The sequence below is a fragment of the Streptomyces sp. NPDC049887 genome, from assembly GCF_040656535.1.
Classification (GTDB): domain Bacteria; phylum Actinomycetota; class Actinomycetes; order Streptomycetales; family Streptomycetaceae; genus Streptomyces.
Genome location: NZ_JBFAMM010000017.1, coordinates 47,201 through 64,267 on the forward strand (window position 1 = coordinate 47,201; position 17,067 = coordinate 64,267).

Below are 17,067 nucleotides of genomic sequence, written 5' to 3' on the forward strand. Positions count from 1 at the left end.
CTCACGCTCCCGCGGCGACGAGTACGACGGCGATCGCCAGGACGACGGAGCCGGCCAGCAGTGCGCTGAGGTAGGTCTGCACGTTTCCGGTCTGGGCGCGGCGCACGAGCCACCCGAGCCAGTTGGTGCCGGTGCCCGCGCCGCGCACATAGGTGTCGACGACTTCCCGGTCGAGGAACCTCACCAGTTCGGTGCCGGCCGTCACGGGGCGGACGAACAGGGTGCGGTAGACGGCGTCGAGGTGGAAGCCGGCCGCAGCGGGCCGGTGCAGCGGACCGAGCAGCAGCCGGCCGGGGTCGGCCGGGTCGGGTGCGGCCGCGATGTCCCCGTACGCGGGTTCGTGGCTGGTGATCGCCTCGGCCTCGGAGACGGCCGGTTCGGCCTCGGGGTGGGCGGCGACGGCACCCATCGGGACACGTGCGGCCAGGGCCGTCGTGTGCCGCCAGGTGGCGTAGGTGACGAGTCCGCCGACGAGGGCGACGCCCGTGCCCAGCACGGCGGTGGTGAGGGTCGGTTGCAGCGGCCGGCCGTCGAACCAGTCGTCGATGGAGCCCGCGGTCAGGCCGAAGGCGAGCGACGGCGCGGCCAGCACCCAGAGGACGGCGGTCATGGCCACGGGCTGCCGGCCGTGGTCGGGGGCCTCGGCACCCCGGCCGCGGAACGCCAGCAGCCACAGCCGGGTGGCGTAGGCGGCGGTGAGCAGGGCGGTGAGCAGACCCGAGACCAGGACGGCCCAACCCGCCGCGGCCGGGGCGACGGCGGACTCGCCGAGCGCGCTGTGCTCGGCGGCCACGAGCACCGCCTCCTTGGAGAAGAAGCCGGCGAAGGGAGGAACGGCGACGAGCGCGAGCAGGGCGATCGTCATCGTCCAGTACGCGTCGGGGATCCGCTTGGTCAGCCCGCTCATCCGCGACATGGCGGCCAGCGAGTTGGTGCCCGCGGCATGGATGATCACGCCGGCCGCGAGGAAGAGCAGTGCCTTGAAAGCACCGTGCGACAGGAGGTGGAAGACGGCGGCGCCCCGGTCCCCGACCGCCAGGGCACCCGACATGTAGCCGAGCTGGCCGATCGTCGAGTAGGCGAGGACCCGTTTGATGTCGTCCTGGGCGAGGGCGGCGAGGGCGGAGCCGACCATGGTGATCGCGGCCATCACGGCGAGGACGATCAGCGCCGCGGCGGAGGCGGCGAAGACGGGGAGGAGCCGGGCGACGAAGTACACGCCGGCGGCGACCATCGTCGCCGCGTGGATCAGCGCGGAGACCGGGGTCGGGCCGGCCATGGCGTCGGGGAGCCAGGTGTGCAGCGGGAACTGGGCGGATTTTCCGGCGACGCCCGCGAGCAGTAGCAGCGCCACCAGCGTCGGGTGGTCGATGGCACCCGCCGCGACGGCTCCGAGGACGCCGGTGATGCGGAACGTCCCGGCGTCCACGGCGAGCGCGAACAGACCGAACAGGAAGGGGACGTCGCCGAGCTTGGTGACCAGGAACGCCTTCAGGGAGGCGGCACGTGCCTCGGGCGTCTCCCAGTAGTGGCCGACCAGGAAGTACGAGCAGATACCCATGATCTCCCAGCCGACCAGCAGCACCATCAGGTCGCCCGAGTAGACGACGAGCAGCATCGCGGAGGTGAACAGCGAGACCAGGGCCGCGTAGGAGGGGTACCGCGGGTCGTCGCGCAGGTAGGCGGTCGAGTAGATCTGCACGCAGGAGGCGACGACGCCGACGAGCACGGCGACCAGGACGGCGAAGCCGTCGAGGTAGAGGGCGAGGTCGACGGGGACCGAGCCGGTCGGGGTGAGCTGGGTGGACGCACTGATCGGCCGCCCGCCGCCCTGACGCACGGCGACGAGCACGGCGAGCACGGTGGCGGCCAGCGTCGGCAGTACGGCCAGGGGACGGACGAATCCGGGTGCCGAACGGCCGAGGAGCAGGCCGCCGGCGGCGCCGAGGAAGGGAAGGAGGGGGACGAGAACGGCGAGGGTCGTCGTGGTCACGCGGTGGCCTCGGCCTTCTCCGCCGGCGCGGCGGCGTCGGCCGGTTCGTGGCCCTCGGCGGTGTCGCGCAGCCGGTCGATGTCCGAGGTCCCGCGGTTGCGGTACACCATCAGGACGATCGCCAGACCGATGCCGATCTCCGCGGCTGCGATGGCGATGGTGAACAGGGTCAGGGCCTGGCCGCTGTGCAGGGCGTCGCGCAGCCAGACGTCGAAGGCGACCAGGTTGAGGTTGACGGCGTTGAGCATGAGCTCGACCGACATCAGGACCAGGATCGCGTTGCGGCGCGCCAGCACCCCGTACAGCCCCGTGCAGAACAGGAGGACGGAGAGCACCGCTGGATAGGCGAGATGCATCAGCTCTTCCCCTCCCGGTCCGGGGAGTTCTTGCGGGACAGGACGATCGCCCCGACAAGGGCGGCCAGGAGCAGCACGGACAGAGCCTCGAACGGCAGCACCCAGTGCCGGAAGAGGATCTCGCCGGACACCCGGGTGGAGCCCTGGGACGGGCCGTCGAGGTCGATCCACGTCGTACGGAAGGCGTCGACGACCACCCAGACCAGAGCGGTCGCCGAGGCGACCGCCACGACGAGCGCGGCGGGACGGTTGCCGGAGTCCGCGTCGGCGGAGCGGCCGATGGGGGCCCTGGTGAGCATCAGCCCGAAGAGCAGGAGGACGACCACGGAACCGACGTAGATCAGCACCTGTACCCAGGCGATGAACTCGGCGGTCAGCAGGAGGTACTCGACGGCCAGCCCGCCCAGCGCCACGACCAGCCACAGGGCGGCGTGCACCAGTTGCCGTGTCGTGACGGTGAGGACGGCGGCGGCCAGGGTGGCGATGCCGACGAGCAGGAAGGCGATCTCGACGCCCGTCGGGGACAGGAAGCCGTTCCCCGTCTGGGCGACGGCGTGGGCGATGGTCATGCCTGACCTCCCTCGGCCGGCGGAGCGGCCGGGCGACCGGCGTCCGGCGCCCCGGCGCCCCGCTCGGCCTCGGCCTCGGTCCGGTCGGCCCGCGCGGCGGCGAGCTTCTCCGCGGCCTTGCGCGCCGCGGCGAGTTCCTTGGGCTCCTCGGCGGCCGCGTCGAGCGCGGGCGGCGCCGGAACCGTCCACATCCACTCGCGGAGCTTGTCCCGCTCATGGGTCAGGTCACGGATGTCGGTCTCCGCGTACTCGAACTCCGGCGACCAGAACAACGCGTCGAAAGGACAGACCTCGATGCAGATACCGCAGTACATGCACAGGGAGAAGTCGATGGCGAACCGGTCGAGGACGTTGCGGGAGCGCTCACGGCCTCCCGGGGCGGCCGCCGGGACCGTCTCCTTGTGGGAGTCGATGTAGATGCACCAGTCGGGGCACTCACGGGCGCAGAGCATGCAGACCGTGCAGTTCTCCTCGAACAGACCGATCACACCGCGCGAGCGGGGCGGGAGTTCGGGCTGCACGTCGGGGTACTGCGCGGTGTGCGCGCGCTTCGTCATCGTCCGCAGGGTGACGGCGAGCCCCTTGGCCAGGCCCGATCCGGGGATACGGGGCCGGGAGGGCGGATGGGAGCCGGTCATGACTGCATCACCACCTTGACGACGCCGGTGAGGGCGATCTGGGCGAGGGCGAGCGGGACGAGCGTCGTCCAGGCGAGCCGCTGGAGCTGGTCCTCCCGCAGCCGCGGGTAGGTCACGCGGAGCCAGATCACGATGAAGGCGAGCACCGCGGTCTTCAGCAGGGTCCACAGCCAGCCGAGGCCGTCGGCACCGAACGGGCCGTGCCAGCCGCCGAGGAAGAGGACGGTGGTCAGACCGCAGAGGACGACGATGCCCGCGTACTCGGCGAGCAGGAACAGGGCGAAGCGCAGTCCCGTGTACTCCGTGTACGCGCCGAAGATGATCTCGGAGTCGGCGACCGGCATGTCGAACGGCGGACGCTGCAGTTCGGCGAGACCGGCGACGAAGAAGACCAGGGCGCCCACGATCTGCCAGGGCAGCCACCACCACTCGAAGGCGTTCAGGATGCCGGGGAGGGAGACGGTGCCGGCGGCCATCGCGACGGACGCGGCGGCGAGCAGCATCGGCAGTTCGTACGCGAGGAGCTGCGCGGCGGTGCGCAGTGCGCCCAGGAGCGAGAACTTGTTGGCCGAGGCCCAGCCCGCCATGAGCGAACCGAGCACGCCGACGCCCATGACGGCGAGCACGAAGAAGATGCCCGCGTCGACGATGATCCCGACCGCTCCCTCGCTCGGGCCGATCGGGATCGCGACCAGCACGAGCAGGTACGGGAGGAGCGCGACGGCGGGCGCGAGCTGGAAGACGCGACGGTCCGCGTCGGCCGGGACCACGTCCTCCTTCTGTGCGAACTTCACGCCGTCCGCGACGAGCTGCGCCCAGCCGTGGAAACCACCGGCGTACATGGGGCCGAGCCGGCCCTGCATATGGGCCATCACCTTGTGCTCGGTCTGCCCGATGACGAGGGGCAGCACCAGGAACACGGCGAAGACGGCCAGGAGCCGCAGGGCGACGTCGAGTGCGTCGTTCACGCGCGGTCGCCTCCCGTGGCGTCGTCCGTCCGCGACCCGGGGCCTTCGCCGGCACTGCCCTCCGGCCTGGGGGCCGGTGTCGCGGGTGGGGTGGTGGTACCGGCTCCGGACGCACCGGACCCAGGTTCGGGTTGGGGCTCGGGCTCGGGTTGGGGCTCCGGTCCGGGCTCGGATTCGAGTTGGGGCCCGGGCTCGGAGGTGGTGCCACCGGCCCCGGGCGACGGGTCGGCGGGCCGGGGCTCGGGCTCCGGTCCGGCACCGGCACCGGCACCGGCACCCGAGTGATCGGACTTGGACTCGGGCTCGGGCTCGGGCTCGGGCTCGGGCTGGGTGGCAGCCTCGCGCTTGACCCCGGCCTCGGGCTCGGGCTCGGGCGGGGCCTCGGGCTCGGTCGCACCTGCGCCGGCGGCACCCGCGCCTGAACCGGACTCGGAACCGGACTCGGTGGCCTCCGCCTCGCCACCGGGCCCGGTGGCGACCTCGGCGGCCGGCTCCGTTCCGGAGCGGGGCCCCGCCGTGGCCTCCTCGGCGGGCCGGACCTCGACGGCAGGTGCCCCCGGGGCCTCGCCTTCGCCCGGTCCGGGCCGGGCCTCGGGAGCGGTCCTCGTCGGGTCCGGCTCGTCGAAGGCCGGACGGGCGTGGTGCCAGGGTGCGTCGGCGCTGCGGCCGCGCGGGGCCTGCGCGGGCTGGGGTGGGGTCTCGCCGGACCGACTCGCCGAGCCGTCCGCGGCACTGCGCGCACGGCGCGGCTCGGCTGCCGCCCCGTCCGCCTCCGGCCGCTGACTCGCCGAACCCCCGGATGCCGACCGCGAGCGGCGCGCGGGCGCCTGACCGGCCGAACCCCCAGCAGCCGTACGCGAACGCCGCACCGGAGTCCCGGGGGTCGCCCCGGGGGTCGCCCCGGAGCCCTCCCCCGAAGCCGGCGCCTGAGCCTGAGCCTGAGCCTCAACGCCGGCGTCGGCCGTCGGTGCGGCCTCCTTCGAGGCTGTCGCCTGACTGGCCGAGCCCTCCGACACGCTGCGGGTGCGGCGCGGCGGGCGTTCGCCGGCGGCACGCGGAGCGCGGGCCGGGCGGGCGGGAGCAGGGGGGAGCTGGCCCTTGAGGGGGCCCCACTCGTTGGGGTCGGGGACGCCGGGCGGCAGCATCTGGCGCCGCTTCGGCCCACCGTGTTCGGACTCGCCCGGCTCCTTCGCGCCCGGCCACGCCTTGGCGACCCGCGCCGCGAGCACGAAGTCCTTGCGCAGCGGGTGCCCTTCGAAGGTGTCGGGAAGAAGCAGCGGCACCAGATGCGGATGGCCGGTGAAGTCCACGCCGAACATCTCGTGCGTCTCGCGCTCGTGCCAGCCCGCGCCCGCGAAGACCTCCACGGCGCTGGGGAGCACGGGTGCGTCGTGCGGAACGGTGGTACGCAGCATGAGCCTGCGCACGGACGTCCCCTCCGCGCCCTGTTCCAGCGCGACGACGTGCGCGCAGACACGGAAGCCGGTGCCCGGCTCGTCCACGGCACTGAGCCAGTCGAAGTAGCTGCAGCCGAGTTCGTCGCGAGCGACTCGCAGCGCGTCGAGCCAGGAGGTCGCCGGGACGTCCACGGTCAGCAGGTCGTACGCCGCCTCGGCGGTGGCCTCGGGGCCGAAGCGTTCGGCGATGTCCGTCTCGAAGGTGCTCACGAGGCGGCTCCCGGGTCGGACCCCGGCCCGGACGGCGCCCCACCCGACGGTGCCCCGCCGGAGGGGGAGTCCGCGGGGCTCGCGGCCGGTGCGGGCGGGGCCACGAGCCCACTGCGGAGTTCGCCCACCGAGGCCCGTCCGGGAGCGGCGGCGTAACGCTCGCCCAGCGACTCGCGTGCGATCTTCTCCTGCAGCTTGAGGATGCCCTGGAGCAGTGCTTCGGGCCGGGGCGGGCAGCCGGGGACGTACACGTCGACGGGGATGATCTGGTCGACGCCCTTGGTCACGGAGTACGAGTCCCAGTACGGGCCGCCGCAGTTCGAGCAGGCACCGAAGGAGATGACGTACTTGGGTTCGGGCATCTGCTCGTACAGCCGCTTCACCGCGGGCGCCATCTTGTCGGTGACCGTGCCCGACACGACCATCAGGTCGGCCTGGCGGGGGCCGGGCGCGAACGGGATCACTCCGAGGCGGATGAAGTCGTGGCGGGCCATCGAAGCGGCGATGAACTCGATCGCGCAGCAGGCGAGGCCGAAGTTGAAGACCCACAGGCTGTAGCGGCGGCCCCAGTTCAGGATCACCTTCATCGGCTCGGGCGCGAGCCGGGAGAGGGCTCCCAGCCGCCTGGGCTCCGGCAGCGTCACCGGCTCGGCGGCCGGCCCGGCGGCCTCGGCGCCCGGGGTCTGCGGGGTCACGTCCATGTGAGGACGCCCTTCTTCCATGCATAGAGGATTCCCACGGCCAGGAAGCCGAGGAAGATGAACATCTCCACGAGCGTCGTCGCGCCGTAACCGGGTGCGGCGAAGACCGTGGCCCACGGGAAGAGGAAGATCGAGTCGACGGCGAAGATCACGTAGAGGAAGGCGTACACGTAGTAGCGGACCTGGGTGTGCGCCCAGCCCTCTCCCACGGGATCGACTCCGCACTCGTACGTGAGCAGCTTCTCCGGCGTGGGTACGACGGGGCGCAGCAGCCGTCCCGCGCCGAACGCCACGGCGACGAAGAGCACGCCGATCAGGGCGAGCAGTCCGACGACGGAGTAGCTCTGGAAGTAGTCGGCCGCGAGCACGGTCGATTCGGGAAGTTTCCGCACGTCCGCCCCTCGCTCCCTGCCCGTTCGACGATCTGTACGCACGGGAGTCTAGGCCCTGCTAAAGAGAAGGTAAGCAGCCGTGCCACTCATCGGACCGGAACGGGCACCGACCCGGTGGGGATATCCCCACTCCGCCCCCACCCACGTACCCCATGGCGTGCGCGAACGCGACCGTGCAGGCTTTCCCGCATGACCCCGACCAGCAGTTCTCCCGGCCTCTCCGGGTACGGGCCCGGCAGCCCGCCGCCGGCCCGCTTCGCCTACGACCGGCACACCTGGAAGGAGATCGCCCATCTCCTCTCCGACCTGCCGGTCGCCCTCGCCGGGTTCGTCTACGTGGTGGCCATGGTCGCGGTCGGCGCCGGGCTGTCGGTGACGGTCGTCGGCCTGCCGCTTCTCGCGGGCGGTCTGGCCGGCGCGCGCCTCCTCGGCCGCGGGGAGCGGGCCCGGGCCCGGGCGCTGCTCGGCGTTCGGGTGGACGAGCCGAGCCGGCTCCCCCGCCTCCGGGGGGCGGGACTCCTCGGCAGACTGTGGAACGGGCTGAGGGACCCGGTGGGCTGGCGGACCGTGCTGTACGCGTTCATCAGGCTTCCGTGGGCGGTCCTGTCCTTCACCGTCACATCGGTGGGACTCTTCGTGCTCTGGCCGGTGCTGCCCTTCGTCGTCCGGGCCATGGCGAACGTCGACCGGGCGATGGTCCGGGTACTGCTCTCGCCGTCCGACGAACTGGAGCGGCGCATAGTGGAGCTGGAGTCGGACCGGGGTGTCGTCGTGGACACGGCAGCCGCCGACCTGCGGCGCATCGAACGCGATCTGCACGACGGCGCCCAGGCCAGACTCGTCGCCCTCGCCATGGACCTCGGGCTCGCCAAGGAGAAACTGCTGGAGGACCCCGACGCGGCCGCCACCATGGTCGACGAGGCCCACGGCGAGGTGAAACTGGCCCTCCAGGAACTCCGCGACCTCGCCCGAGGCATCCACCCGGCCGTCCTCACCGACCGCGGCCTCGACGCCGCACTCTCCTCCGTCGCCTCCCGCTGCACCGTCCCGGTCCGAATCAACGTCGACCTGCCCGCCCGCCCGGCCGAGGCAATCGAGGGCATCGCCTACTTCACCGTCTCCGAACTCCTGCAGAACGTCAGCAAACACAGCCGGGCACAAACAGCCTCCGTCGACGTCCGACGCACCCAGAACCGACTCCTGATCCAGGTCCGGGACGACGGCCACGGCGGAGCCGACCCGACAGGAGGCACCGGCATCGCCGGACTGGCCAAACGCCTCGGAGCCGTCGACGGACTCCTCGTCGTCGACTCCCCCGCCGGCGGCCCCACAGTCATCACGGCGGAACTCCCCTGGCGGGACCGGGCCCCGCGGCGGGACGGCGGGACCGCCCGCGCGGGCACCCGACCGGTTCGGCCGCGCTCGTCGTCCGGCCGGGGGAGACGGCCCGGCGCCTCCTCCGGCTGAGGGAGACGGCCGGAACCCCGGCCGACCGGGCGATCGGGCACCCGCCCACGGACCGGCCGGGCGACCCGGCTGACGGGGTGGGGGAAACCCCCGGAGAACACGGAGAAGGGCCACATGGTGCGTGCCCGGCGGCACCGCGAGCCTTGAGCACGAGCGCCGCGGCACCCGCGGCGCACCACCGCCGACCGGACGAGCAGAACGGACCACACCATGGCCACGGCACACCGATCCGGGACCCGGGTCCACCGTATTCCCCCGGCGCTGCGGGCCCCGTTCGAGGGCCGCACCTGGCGCGAGTTCGGCTACCTCCTGCTGGGCCTGCCCCTCAGTGTCGTGTTCTTCGCCCTGGCGCTGTCGCTGACCGCGGCCGGCGTCGGGCTTGTGGTCACGTTCCTGGGCATCCCGATCCTCGCCGGCGCGCTCGCCGTGTGCCGGGGCTTCGGCGCGCTGGAGCGGGCCCGGGCCAGGGCGCTGCTGCGGCTCGACGTGGCCGATCCCACGCCGGTACTGCCGCGGAGCGAAGGCGCGCTCGGCTGGGTCGGCGCGGTGCTGAGGAGCGGGGTGTCCTGGCGGCACCTCCTCTACACGCTGGTGCACATGCCGTGGGCGGTGTTCGCCTTCTCCGTCTCCCTGGCGTTCTGGAGCTACGGCTGGTGCCTGCTGACGTACCCGCTGTGGCAGTGGGTCTTCCCCGTCCACGCGGGGATCGACGGCCTGCAGCTCTACGGTGACGGCACGCACGACGTCTACCTCGACTCCCCGTTCGAGCTCGCCGCGACCAGCCTGATCGGACTGCTGTTCACCCTGGCCGCGCCCTGGATCATCCGCGGTCTCGCCGCGGTGGACCGGCTGCTCGTCGCCGGGCTGCTCGGCCCCTCCCGGCTGGAGGGCAGGGTCGTGCGGCTGGAGTCGGACCGGGGTGTCGTCGTGGACACGGCAGCCGCCGACCTGCGGCGCATCGAACGCGATCTGCACGACGGCGCCCAGGCCAGACTCGTCGCCCTCGCCATGGACCTCGGGCTCGCCAAGGAGAAACTGCTGGAGGACCCCGACGCGGCCGCCACCATGGTCGACGAGGCCCACGGCGAGGTGAAACTGGCCCTCCAGGAACTCCGCGACCTCGCCCGAGGCATCCACCCGGCCGTCCTCACCGACCGCGGCCTCGACGCCGCACTCTCCTCCGTCGCCTCCCGCTGCACCGTCCCGGTCCGAATCAACGTCGACCTGCCCACCCGCCCGGCCGAGGCAATCGAGGGCATCGCCTACTTCACCGTCTCCGAACTCCTGCAGAACGTCAGCAAACACAGCCGGGCACAAACAGCCTCCGTCGACGTCCGACGCACCCAGAACCGACTCCTGATCCAGGTCCGGGACGACGGCCACGGCGGAGCCGACCCGACAGGAGGCACCGGCATCGCCGGACTGGCCAAACGCCTCGGAGCCGTCGACGGACTCCTCGTCGTCGACTCCCCCGCCGGCGGCCCCACAGTCATCACGGCGGAACTCCCCTGGCGCGCGTGACGCCTTTGGGCGAGCGGTCGCGGCCGGACGGGCACCCGACCGGTTCCGGGCACGGACACCCGGCCACCCGCCCGGCCTCACTCCGCGCCCGGCCACCCGCCCCGGCCTTACTCCGCGCCCGGCCACCCGCCCCGGCCTCACTCCGCGCCCGGGGACCGGAACCCGGACCGCTCGACCTGCGCCGCGGCGGAAACGAAACACCCGCCCGGCTGTGTGAAGGGTGCGATGCTGGGGGCGACCGGAGGGCGACCGCCGGACGCAGGCCGAGGACCACAACGACCGCAGGGGGACGCACCGCCGTGGAGCACGAGACCGACGCCCTCCCGAGGCACGCCACGTCGCCCGGTGGCGCCGCGACCGGCGCGCGCACCGTCCGCGTCGTCATCGCCGAGGACTCCGTACTGCTCCGCGAGGGCCTCACCCGGTTGCTCACCGACCGCGGCCACCACGTCGTCGCGGGCGTCGGGGACGCCGACGCGCTGATCGGGACCATCGGGGAGCTCGCCGCGCAGGACGGCCTTCCCGACGTCGTCGTCGCGGACGTGCGGATGCCGCCCACGCACACGGACGAGGGCGTCCGGGCGGCCGTCCGACTGCGCAGGGACCACCCGGGCCTGGGTGTGCTGGTGCTGTCGCAGTACGTGGAGGAGCGGTACGCCACGGAGCTGCTCGCGGGGAGCAGCCGGGGTGTGGGCTATCTGCTGAAGGACCGGGTCGCCGAGGTCAGGGAGTTCGTGGACGCGGTCGTCCGGGTGGCGGGCGGCGGGACGGCGCTGGACCCGGAGGTCGTGACGCAGCTGCTGGGGCGGAGCCGGAAGCAGGAGGTGCTCGCCGGCCTGACGCCCAGGGAGCGCGAGGTGCTGGGCCTGATGGCGGAGGGCAGGACGAACTCGGCGATCGCACGGCGGCTCGTGGTGAGCGACGGCGCCGTGGAGAAGCACGTGAGCAACATCTTCCTGAAGCTCGGGCTGTCCCCCAGTGACGGTGATCATCGGCGTGTACTGGCCGTGCTCACCTATCTGGAATCCTGAATACCTGACACTCTGTCAGGCAACGACGATCGATCACGGGGGAGTGCCCTACCGAACGCACCGAGGGGGGAACGGAACATGGCAAACCAGGACACGGCGGCATCTCAGATCGACGTCCGACATGTGAGCGGTCCGGGGAAGGCGATGCTCACGGACGTAGGGTTGACCTTGGAGCGACCGGTACGCCGGCCGCAGCCCAGCCGCCTCGAGGGAGGTCCAGTTCAGTGACCAGCCAGGTCAGCAGCCCAGCAGAACACGCGGACGAGGCAGACGAGGCCGGGGAGGCCCTCGTCGGGGGGCAGCGACGGCCTCCCGGCGAGAAGGAAGTACGACAACTGGACCGGGTGATCATCCGCTTCGCGGGTGACTCCGGTGACGGTATGCAGCTGACGGGTGACCGCTTCACCTCGGAGACGGCGTCGTACGGGAACGACCTGTCGACCCTGCCCAACTTCCCGGCCGAGATCCGTGCGCCCGCAGGCACCCTTCCGGGCGTGTCCAGCTTCCAGGTGCACTTCGCCGACCACGACATCCTCACCCCCGGCGACGCACCCCACGTGCTGGTGGCGATGAACCCCGCCGCGCTGAAGGCCAACATCGCCGATGTGCCGCGCGGCGGCGAGATCATCGTCAACACCGACGAATTCGCCAAGCGCGCGATGGCCAAGGTCGGCTACGAGACCTCCCCGCTGGAGGACGGCTCGCTGGACGGCTACAGCGTGCACCCCGTCCCCCTGACCACCCTCACGATCGAGGCGCTCAAGGAGTTCGGGCTCTCCCGCAAGGAGGCCGAGCGCTCCAAGAACATGTTCGCGCTGGGCCTGCTGTCGTGGATGTACCACCGGCCGACCGAGGGCACCGAGAGGTTCCTCAGAGCCAAGTTCGCGAAGAAGCCGCTGATCGCCGAGGCGAACGTGGCTGCGTTCCGGGCCGGCTGGAACTTCGGGGAGACGACCGAGGACTTCGCCGTCTCCTACGAGGTCGCGCCCGCCGACACCGCGTTCCCGACCGGCACGTACCGCAACATCTCCGGGAACCTGGCCCTGTCCTACGGGCTGATCGCCGCGTCCCGGCAGGCCGACCTGCCGCTGTACCTGGGCTCGTACCCGATCACCCCGGCCTCGGACATCCTGCACGAGCTCTCCCGGCACAAGAACTTCGGCGTGCGCACCTTCCAGGCGGAGGACGAGATCGCCGGCATCGGCGCGGCGCTCGGTGCCGCGTTCGGCGGCTCGCTGGCCGTGACCACCACGTCCGGCCCCGGCGTGGCGCTGAAGTCGGAGACCATCGGCCTGGCGGTGTCGCTGGAGCTGCCGCTGCTGGTCGTCGACATCCAGCGCGGCGGGCCCTCGACCGGTCTGCCCACCAAGACCGAGCAGGCCGACCTGCTGCAGGCGATGTACGGCCGCAACGGCGAGGCCCCGGTGCCGGTCGTGGCGCCGCGCACCCCGGCGGACTGCTTCGACGCGGCGCTGGACGCGGCCAGGATCGCGCTGACGTACCGCACCCCGGTGCTCCTGCTCTCCGACGGATACCTCGCCAACGGATCCGAGCCGTGGCGGATCCCGGACCTCGACGAGCTGCCCGACCTGCGGACCCGGTTCGCCACGGGACCGAACCACACGCTCGACGACGGCACCGAGGTGTTCTGGCCCTACAAACGGGACCCGCGGACGCTGGCCCGCCCGTGGGCGGTGCCCGGCACGCCGGGTCTGGAGCACCGGATCGGCGGCATCGAGAAGCAGGACGGCACCGGCAACATCTCCTACGACCCGGCCAACCACGACCTCATGGTCCGCACCCGCCAGGCCAAGATCGACGGCATCGAGGTCCCGGACGTCGAGGTCGACGACCCGGACGGCGCGAGGACGCTGGTCCTCGGCTGGGGCTCCACCTACGGGCCGATCACCGCGGCGGTCCGCCGCATCCGCCGGGAGGGCGGCGCCGTCGCGCAGGCCCATCTGCGGCACCTCAACCCGTTCCCCGGGAATCTCGGGGAGGTCCTCGGGCGTTACGACAAGGTGGTGGTGCCGGAGATGAACCTCGGCCAGCTCGCCACGCTGATCCGGGCGAGGTTCCTGGTCGACGCGCACTCGTACAACCAGGTCAACGGAATGCCGTTCAAGGCCGAGCAGCTCGCGGCGGCCCTCAAGGAGGCCATCGATGACTGAGACAGCGTCCACGCTGCTGTCCCTGGTTCCCAAGGCCGAGGCCAAGCAGTCCATGAAGGACTTCAAGTCGGACCAGGAGGTCCGCTGGTGTCCGGGCTGCGGCGACTACGCGATCCTCGCCGCCGTGCAGGGCTTCATGCCCGAGCTCGGCCTGGCGAAGGAGAACATCGTCTTCGTCTCCGGCATCGGCTGCTCCTCCCGCTTCCCGTACTACATGGACACCTACGGGATGCACTCCATCCACGGCCGTGCCCCGGCGATCGCGACCGGCCTCGCCTCCTCCCGCCGCGACCTCAGCGTGTGGGTCGTCACGGGTGACGGCGACGCGCTGTCCATCGGCGGCAACCACCTCATCCACGCCCTCCGCCGCAACGTCAACCTCAAGATCCTGCTGTTCAACAACCGGATCTACGGTCTGACGAAGGGCCAGTACTCCCCCACCTCCGAGCTCGGCAAGATCACCAAGTCGACACCGATGGGCTCGCTGGACGCGCCGTTCAACCCGGTCTCGCTGGCGATCGGCGCCGAGGCGTCGTTCGTGGCCCGCACCATCGACTCGGACCGCAAGCACCTCACCGAGGTGCTGCGCGCGGCGGCGGACCACCCGGGCACGGCACTGGTGGAGATCTACCAGAACTGCAACATCTTCAACGACGGCGCCTTCGAGGCGCTCAAGGACAAGGAGCAGGCCGAGGAGGCGGTGATCCGGCTGGAGCACGGGCAGCCGATCGTCTTCGGCGGCGGCGACTCCAAGGGCGTGGTGCGCGACCAGGCCACCGGCGATCTCAAGGTCGTCACGGTCACCGCCGAGAACGAGTCGCAGATCCTGGTCCACGACGCCCACAGCGCCAGTCCGACGACCGCCTTCGCGCTGTCCCGGCTTGCCGACCCGGACACGCTGCACCAGACGCCCATCGGGGTGTTCCGCAGCGTCGAGCGCCCCGTCTACGACACCCTGATGGCCGATCAGCTCGAAACCGCGATCGAGCAGAACGGCAAGGGCGACCTGGGTGCCCTGCTCGCGGGCAACGACACCTGGACCGTCGTCGGCTGACGCACGGCTCCCCCCGCGGCCACGGGCCCGGATCTCCGGTCAGGAGATCCGGGCCCCGTCGTACTCCGCGCGAGCCCGCTCCACGTCGCCGAGCCGCCGCTCGGTCCACCGCGCCAGTGCCCACACCTGCTCGCCGGCCTCGCGGCCGAGGTCCGTGAGGGAGTAGTCGACGCGCGGTGGGATGACGGGCTTGGCGTCGCGGTGCACGAACCCGTCGCGCTCCAGGGTCTGCAGGGTCTGCGCCAGCATCTTCTCGCTGACCCCGCCGATTGCCCGGCGCAGTTCGCTGAAGCGGTACGAGCGTTCGAGCAGCGCGGCCAGCACCAGGACGCCCCACCGGCTGGTGACGTGTTCCAGGACCACGCGGGACGGACACAGCTTCTCGTTGACGTCGGGCCTCCCCACGGGAACGCCTGCGACCTGCGGGCTCATGTTCATATCAGTACCTTACTTCAAAGTGGGTACTTTCGAATCGATAGCGCTTCTCGTAGCGTCGGTGCCGAAGCCCCCAGCGATCGGAGAACCCACATGAGCATCGTCGTCACCGGAGCCACCGGACACCTCGGCCGCCTCGTCGTCGAGCGCCTCCTGGAGACGGGCGTACCGGCCACCGGCATCGCCGCGGTGGTGCGCGACGAGGGCAGGGCCGCGGATCTCGCGGCGCGCGGGATCGAGCTGCGCGTCGCCGACTACGACGACCCCGCGACGCTCGCCGACACCTTCCACGCCGGCGACCGGGTCCTGCTGGTCTCCGGGAACGAGGTGGGGCGGCGCGTCCCGCAGCACACGGCCGTCGTCGCCGCCGCGCGGGCGGCGGGCGTCGCGCAGTTCGCGTACACGGGCATCCTGGGCGGGCCCGAGGCGGACTTCGAACTCGCGGCCGAGCACAAGGCCACCGAGCAGGCGATTCTCGACTCCGGCCTGCCGTACACCTTCCTGCGCAACGGCTGGTACACCGAGAACTACACGGAGCAACTCGCCCCGGTCCTGGAGCACGGCGCGATCGTCACCAACGCGGGCCAGGGGAGGATCGCCTCCGCCGCGCGCGCCGACTACGCCGCCGCGGCCGCCGCCGTCCTCACCGGGGAGGGCCATCTCGGCCGGGCCTACGAGCTCAGCGGTGACACCGCCTGGTCGCAGGCCGAGTACGCGGCCGAGGTCGCGAAGCAGTCGGGCAGGGAGATCGTCCACCGGAACGTCGCCGCCGAGACGCGCCTGCAGATCCTCACCGGCGCCGGCGTGCCCGCACCCTTCGCCGCGATCCTCGTCGACGTGGACCGGGCCGTCGAACGCGGCCTGCTGGCCCGCGGCGACGGAGACCTCGCCCGCCTCATCGGCCGGCCGACCACCCCGCTCGCGGAGACCGTCGCGACGGCCCTGGCGCACCACTGACCGTCACGTCATGACCGTATGGCGATACGGACATGACAGCCGGCCCTGCTCGGCGCTACCTTCGACCGGGACAGCGCGGTGCAGGGCGGCGGGAGGGTCAGTGAAGGCGGACAACGAGCAGCGCATGGGCCTGCTGTACGGGATGGGCGCCTACGGGATGTGGGGGCTGGTCCCGCTCTTCTGGCCGCTGCTGAAGCCGGCCGGCGCCGTCGAGATCCTCGCCCATCGCATGGTCTGGTCGCTGGTGGTCGTGGGTGCCGCCCTACTGGTGCTGCGCCGCTGGGAATGGCTGCGCCCCCTGCTGCGCGACCCTCGCAAGCTGGGCCTGATCACCGTCGCCGCCACCGTGATCACGGTCAACTGGGGCGTCTACATCTGGGCCGTCAACGCGGGCCAGGTGGTGGAGGCGTCGCTCGGCTACTTCATCAACCCCCTGGTCACCATCGCCATGGGCGTGCTGCTTCTGAAGGAGCGGCTGCGGCCCGCGCAGTGGACTGCCGTCGGCATCGGCCTGGCCGCGGTGCTCGTGCTCACGGTCGGGTACGGACGGCCGCCGTGGATCTCACTGGTGCTGGCTCTCTCCTTCGCCGTCTACGGGCTGCTGAAGAAGAAGACCAACATCGGCGGCCTGGAGTCGCTGGCCGCCGAGACCGCGGTGCAGTTCCTGCCGGCCCTCGCCTATCTGCTGTGGCTGGGCTCGCGGGGCGCGGCCGACTTCGGCGAGCACGGCGCCGGCCACGCCGCACTGCTCGCCGCCACCGGAGTCGTCACCGCCGTCCCGCTGATCTGCTTCGGCGCGGCCGCGATCCGGGTGCCGCTGTCGACGCTGGGGCTCCTGCAGTACCTGGCGCCGGTGTTCCAGTTCCTGCTGGGCGTCCTCTACTTCCACGAAGCCATGCCCGCCGAGCGGTGGGCCGGCTTCTCGCTGGTGTGGCTGGCGCTGACGGTCCTCACCTGGGACGCGCTGCGCAACGCCCGTCGCACCCGGGCAGAGGCGGCGCGCCTCGCGGCCGAGGCCCGGGCGGCGGCCGCGGCGGGCACGGCCCCCCGGGCGGCGGCTTCCCCTGAATCGGCGTCCGTGCGGCGGCCGGAGCCCGCCTCCTGACGACGGACGGAGGTTCCGCGCCGGCCGCCCCGCCGTGCGGCC

At 72.1% G+C, this 17,067-nt stretch carries 16 protein-coding genes; 7 read left to right on the top strand and 9 right to left on the bottom strand.

The genetic code is table 11. From position 1 onward, the window contains the following. Position 1: 1 nt before the first annotated feature. Genes AB0J10_RS21050 through AB0J10_RS21085 form a run of 8 tightly spaced genes read right to left on the bottom strand, consistent with a single transcriptional unit; the run spans position 2 to position 7,284 of the window. Entirely contained in the window at positions 2-1,993 is a 1,992-nt protein-coding gene (locus AB0J10_RS21050; RefSeq protein ID WP_363063721.1) for an NADH-quinone oxidoreductase subunit L, read from the bottom strand. Then, a complete protein-coding gene (gene nuoK, locus AB0J10_RS21055) occupies positions 1,990-2,349 on the bottom strand; it encodes an NADH-quinone oxidoreductase subunit NuoK (RefSeq protein ID WP_269728927.1) in 360 nt (119 codons plus the stop codon). Before nuoK ends, AB0J10_RS21050 begins: the two co-directional genes overlap by 4 nt. Further along, positions 2,349-2,918 (bottom strand): NADH-quinone oxidoreductase subunit J, encoded by a 570-nt coding sequence (locus AB0J10_RS21060; RefSeq protein ID WP_363063723.1) that lies wholly within the window; start codon positions 2,916-2,918, stop codon positions 2,349-2,351. Before AB0J10_RS21060 ends, nuoK begins: the two co-directional genes overlap by 1 nt. Then, entirely contained in the window at positions 2,915-3,556 is a 642-nt protein-coding gene (locus tag AB0J10_RS21065) for an NADH-quinone oxidoreductase subunit I (RefSeq protein ID WP_363063725.1), read from the bottom strand. Before AB0J10_RS21065 ends, AB0J10_RS21060 begins: the two co-directional genes overlap by 4 nt. Beyond that, positions 3,553-4,524 (bottom strand): complex I subunit 1 family protein, encoded by a 972-nt coding sequence (locus AB0J10_RS21070; RefSeq protein ID WP_269728930.1) that lies wholly within the window; start codon positions 4,522-4,524, stop codon positions 3,553-3,555. Before AB0J10_RS21070 ends, AB0J10_RS21065 begins: the two co-directional genes overlap by 4 nt. Then, positions 4,521-6,191 (bottom strand): NADH-quinone oxidoreductase subunit C, encoded by a 1,671-nt coding sequence (locus AB0J10_RS21075; protein WP_363063727.1) that lies wholly within the window; start codon positions 6,189-6,191, stop codon positions 4,521-4,523. The genes AB0J10_RS21070 and AB0J10_RS21075 overlap by 4 nt, the downstream gene beginning before the upstream one ends. Continuing rightward, positions 6,188-6,892, bottom strand: coding sequence for an NADH-quinone oxidoreductase subunit B family protein (locus AB0J10_RS21080; RefSeq protein ID WP_363063729.1), 705 nt, complete (start codon positions 6,890-6,892; stop codon positions 6,188-6,190). Before AB0J10_RS21080 ends, AB0J10_RS21075 begins: the two co-directional genes overlap by 4 nt. Continuing rightward, a complete protein-coding gene (locus AB0J10_RS21085) occupies positions 6,883-7,284 on the bottom strand; it encodes an NADH-quinone oxidoreductase subunit A (protein WP_269728933.1) in 402 nt (133 codons plus the stop codon). Before AB0J10_RS21085 ends, AB0J10_RS21080 begins: the two co-directional genes overlap by 10 nt. A gap of 189 nt (positions 7,285-7,473) precedes the next feature. On the opposite strand from AB0J10_RS21085, the gene AB0J10_RS21090 reads away from it, so the two are divergent. The 5 genes from AB0J10_RS21090 (at position 7,474) to AB0J10_RS21110 (ending at position 14,528) form a co-directional block, all read left to right on the top strand. Beyond that, a complete protein-coding gene (locus AB0J10_RS21090; RefSeq protein WP_363063731.1) occupies positions 7,474-8,751 on the top strand; it encodes a sensor domain-containing protein in 1,278 nt (425 codons plus the stop codon). Between the two features lie 210 nt (positions 8,752-8,961). Continuing rightward, positions 8,962-10,272 carry a sensor domain-containing protein gene (locus AB0J10_RS21095; RefSeq protein WP_363063733.1) on the top strand — a complete coding sequence of 437 codons (1,311 nt, stop codon included), beginning with the start codon at positions 8,962-8,964 and terminating at the stop codon, positions 10,270-10,272. Between the two features lie 383 nt (positions 10,273-10,655). After that, on the top strand, positions 10,656-11,303 hold the full coding sequence (locus AB0J10_RS21100; protein ID WP_363063917.1) for a response regulator transcription factor: 648 nt from the start codon (positions 10,656-10,658) through the stop codon (positions 11,301-11,303). 224 nt (positions 11,304-11,527) lie between these two features. Beyond that, on the top strand, positions 11,528-13,474 hold the full coding sequence (locus AB0J10_RS21105; RefSeq protein ID WP_363063735.1) for a 2-oxoacid:acceptor oxidoreductase subunit alpha: 1,947 nt from the start codon (positions 11,528-11,530) through the stop codon (positions 13,472-13,474). Next, entirely contained in the window at positions 13,467-14,528 is a 1,062-nt protein-coding gene (locus tag AB0J10_RS21110) for a 2-oxoacid:ferredoxin oxidoreductase subunit beta (RefSeq protein WP_363063737.1), read from the top strand. Before AB0J10_RS21105 ends, AB0J10_RS21110 begins: the two co-directional genes overlap by 8 nt. A 39-nt stretch (positions 14,529-14,567) precedes the next feature. On the opposite strand, the gene AB0J10_RS21115 is transcribed toward AB0J10_RS21110, so the two are convergent. Beyond that, positions 14,568-14,966: a helix-turn-helix domain-containing protein gene (locus AB0J10_RS21115; RefSeq protein ID WP_363063739.1), complete on the bottom strand. Its 399-nt coding sequence runs from the start codon at positions 14,964-14,966 to the stop codon at positions 14,568-14,570. Positions 14,967-15,056: 90 nt separating this feature from the next. Here AB0J10_RS21115 and AB0J10_RS21120 point away from each other — a divergent pair, with 90 nt between their 5' ends. Both AB0J10_RS21120 and rarD read left to right on the top strand, forming a co-directional pair. Continuing rightward, positions 15,057-15,920, top strand: a complete 864-nt coding sequence (locus AB0J10_RS21120; protein WP_363063741.1) for an NAD(P)H-binding protein — start codon at positions 15,057-15,059, stop codon at positions 15,918-15,920. Between the two features lie 100 nt (positions 15,921-16,020). Then, a complete protein-coding gene (gene rarD, locus AB0J10_RS21125) occupies positions 16,021-17,025 on the top strand; it encodes an EamA family transporter RarD (protein WP_363063743.1) in 1,005 nt (334 codons plus the stop codon). Positions 17,026-17,067 lie beyond the last annotated feature (42 nt).

Bases quoted from the DNA above. Each gene is read 5' to 3' on its own strand.
- nuoK (WP_269728927.1), bottom strand. From the start codon at position 2,349: ATGCATCTCGCCTATCCAGCGGTGCTCTCCGTCCTCCTGTTCTGCACG.
- AB0J10_RS21060 (WP_363063723.1), bottom strand. From the start codon at position 2,918: ATGACCATCGCCCACGCCGTCGCCCAGACGGGGAACGGCTTCCTGTCC.
- AB0J10_RS21065 (WP_363063725.1), bottom strand. From the start codon at position 3,556: ATGACCGGCTCCCATCCGCCCTCCCGGCCCCGTATCCCCGGATCGGGC.
- AB0J10_RS21080 (WP_363063729.1), bottom strand. From the start codon at position 6,892: ATGGACGTGACCCCGCAGACCCCGGGCGCCGAGGCCGCCGGGCCGGCC.
- AB0J10_RS21090 (WP_363063731.1), top strand. From the start codon at position 7,474: ATGACCCCGACCAGCAGTTCTCCCGGCCTCTCCGGGTACGGGCCCGGC.
- AB0J10_RS21095 (WP_363063733.1), top strand. From the start codon at position 8,962: ATGGCCACGGCACACCGATCCGGGACCCGGGTCCACCGTATTCCCCCG.
- AB0J10_RS21110 (WP_363063737.1), top strand. From the start codon at position 13,467: ATGACTGAGACAGCGTCCACGCTGCTGTCCCTGGTTCCCAAGGCCGAG.
- AB0J10_RS21115 (WP_363063739.1), bottom strand. From the start codon at position 14,966: ATGAACATGAGCCCGCAGGTCGCAGGCGTTCCCGTGGGGAGGCCCGAC.
- AB0J10_RS21120 (WP_363063741.1), top strand. From the start codon at position 15,057: ATGAGCATCGTCGTCACCGGAGCCACCGGACACCTCGGCCGCCTCGTC.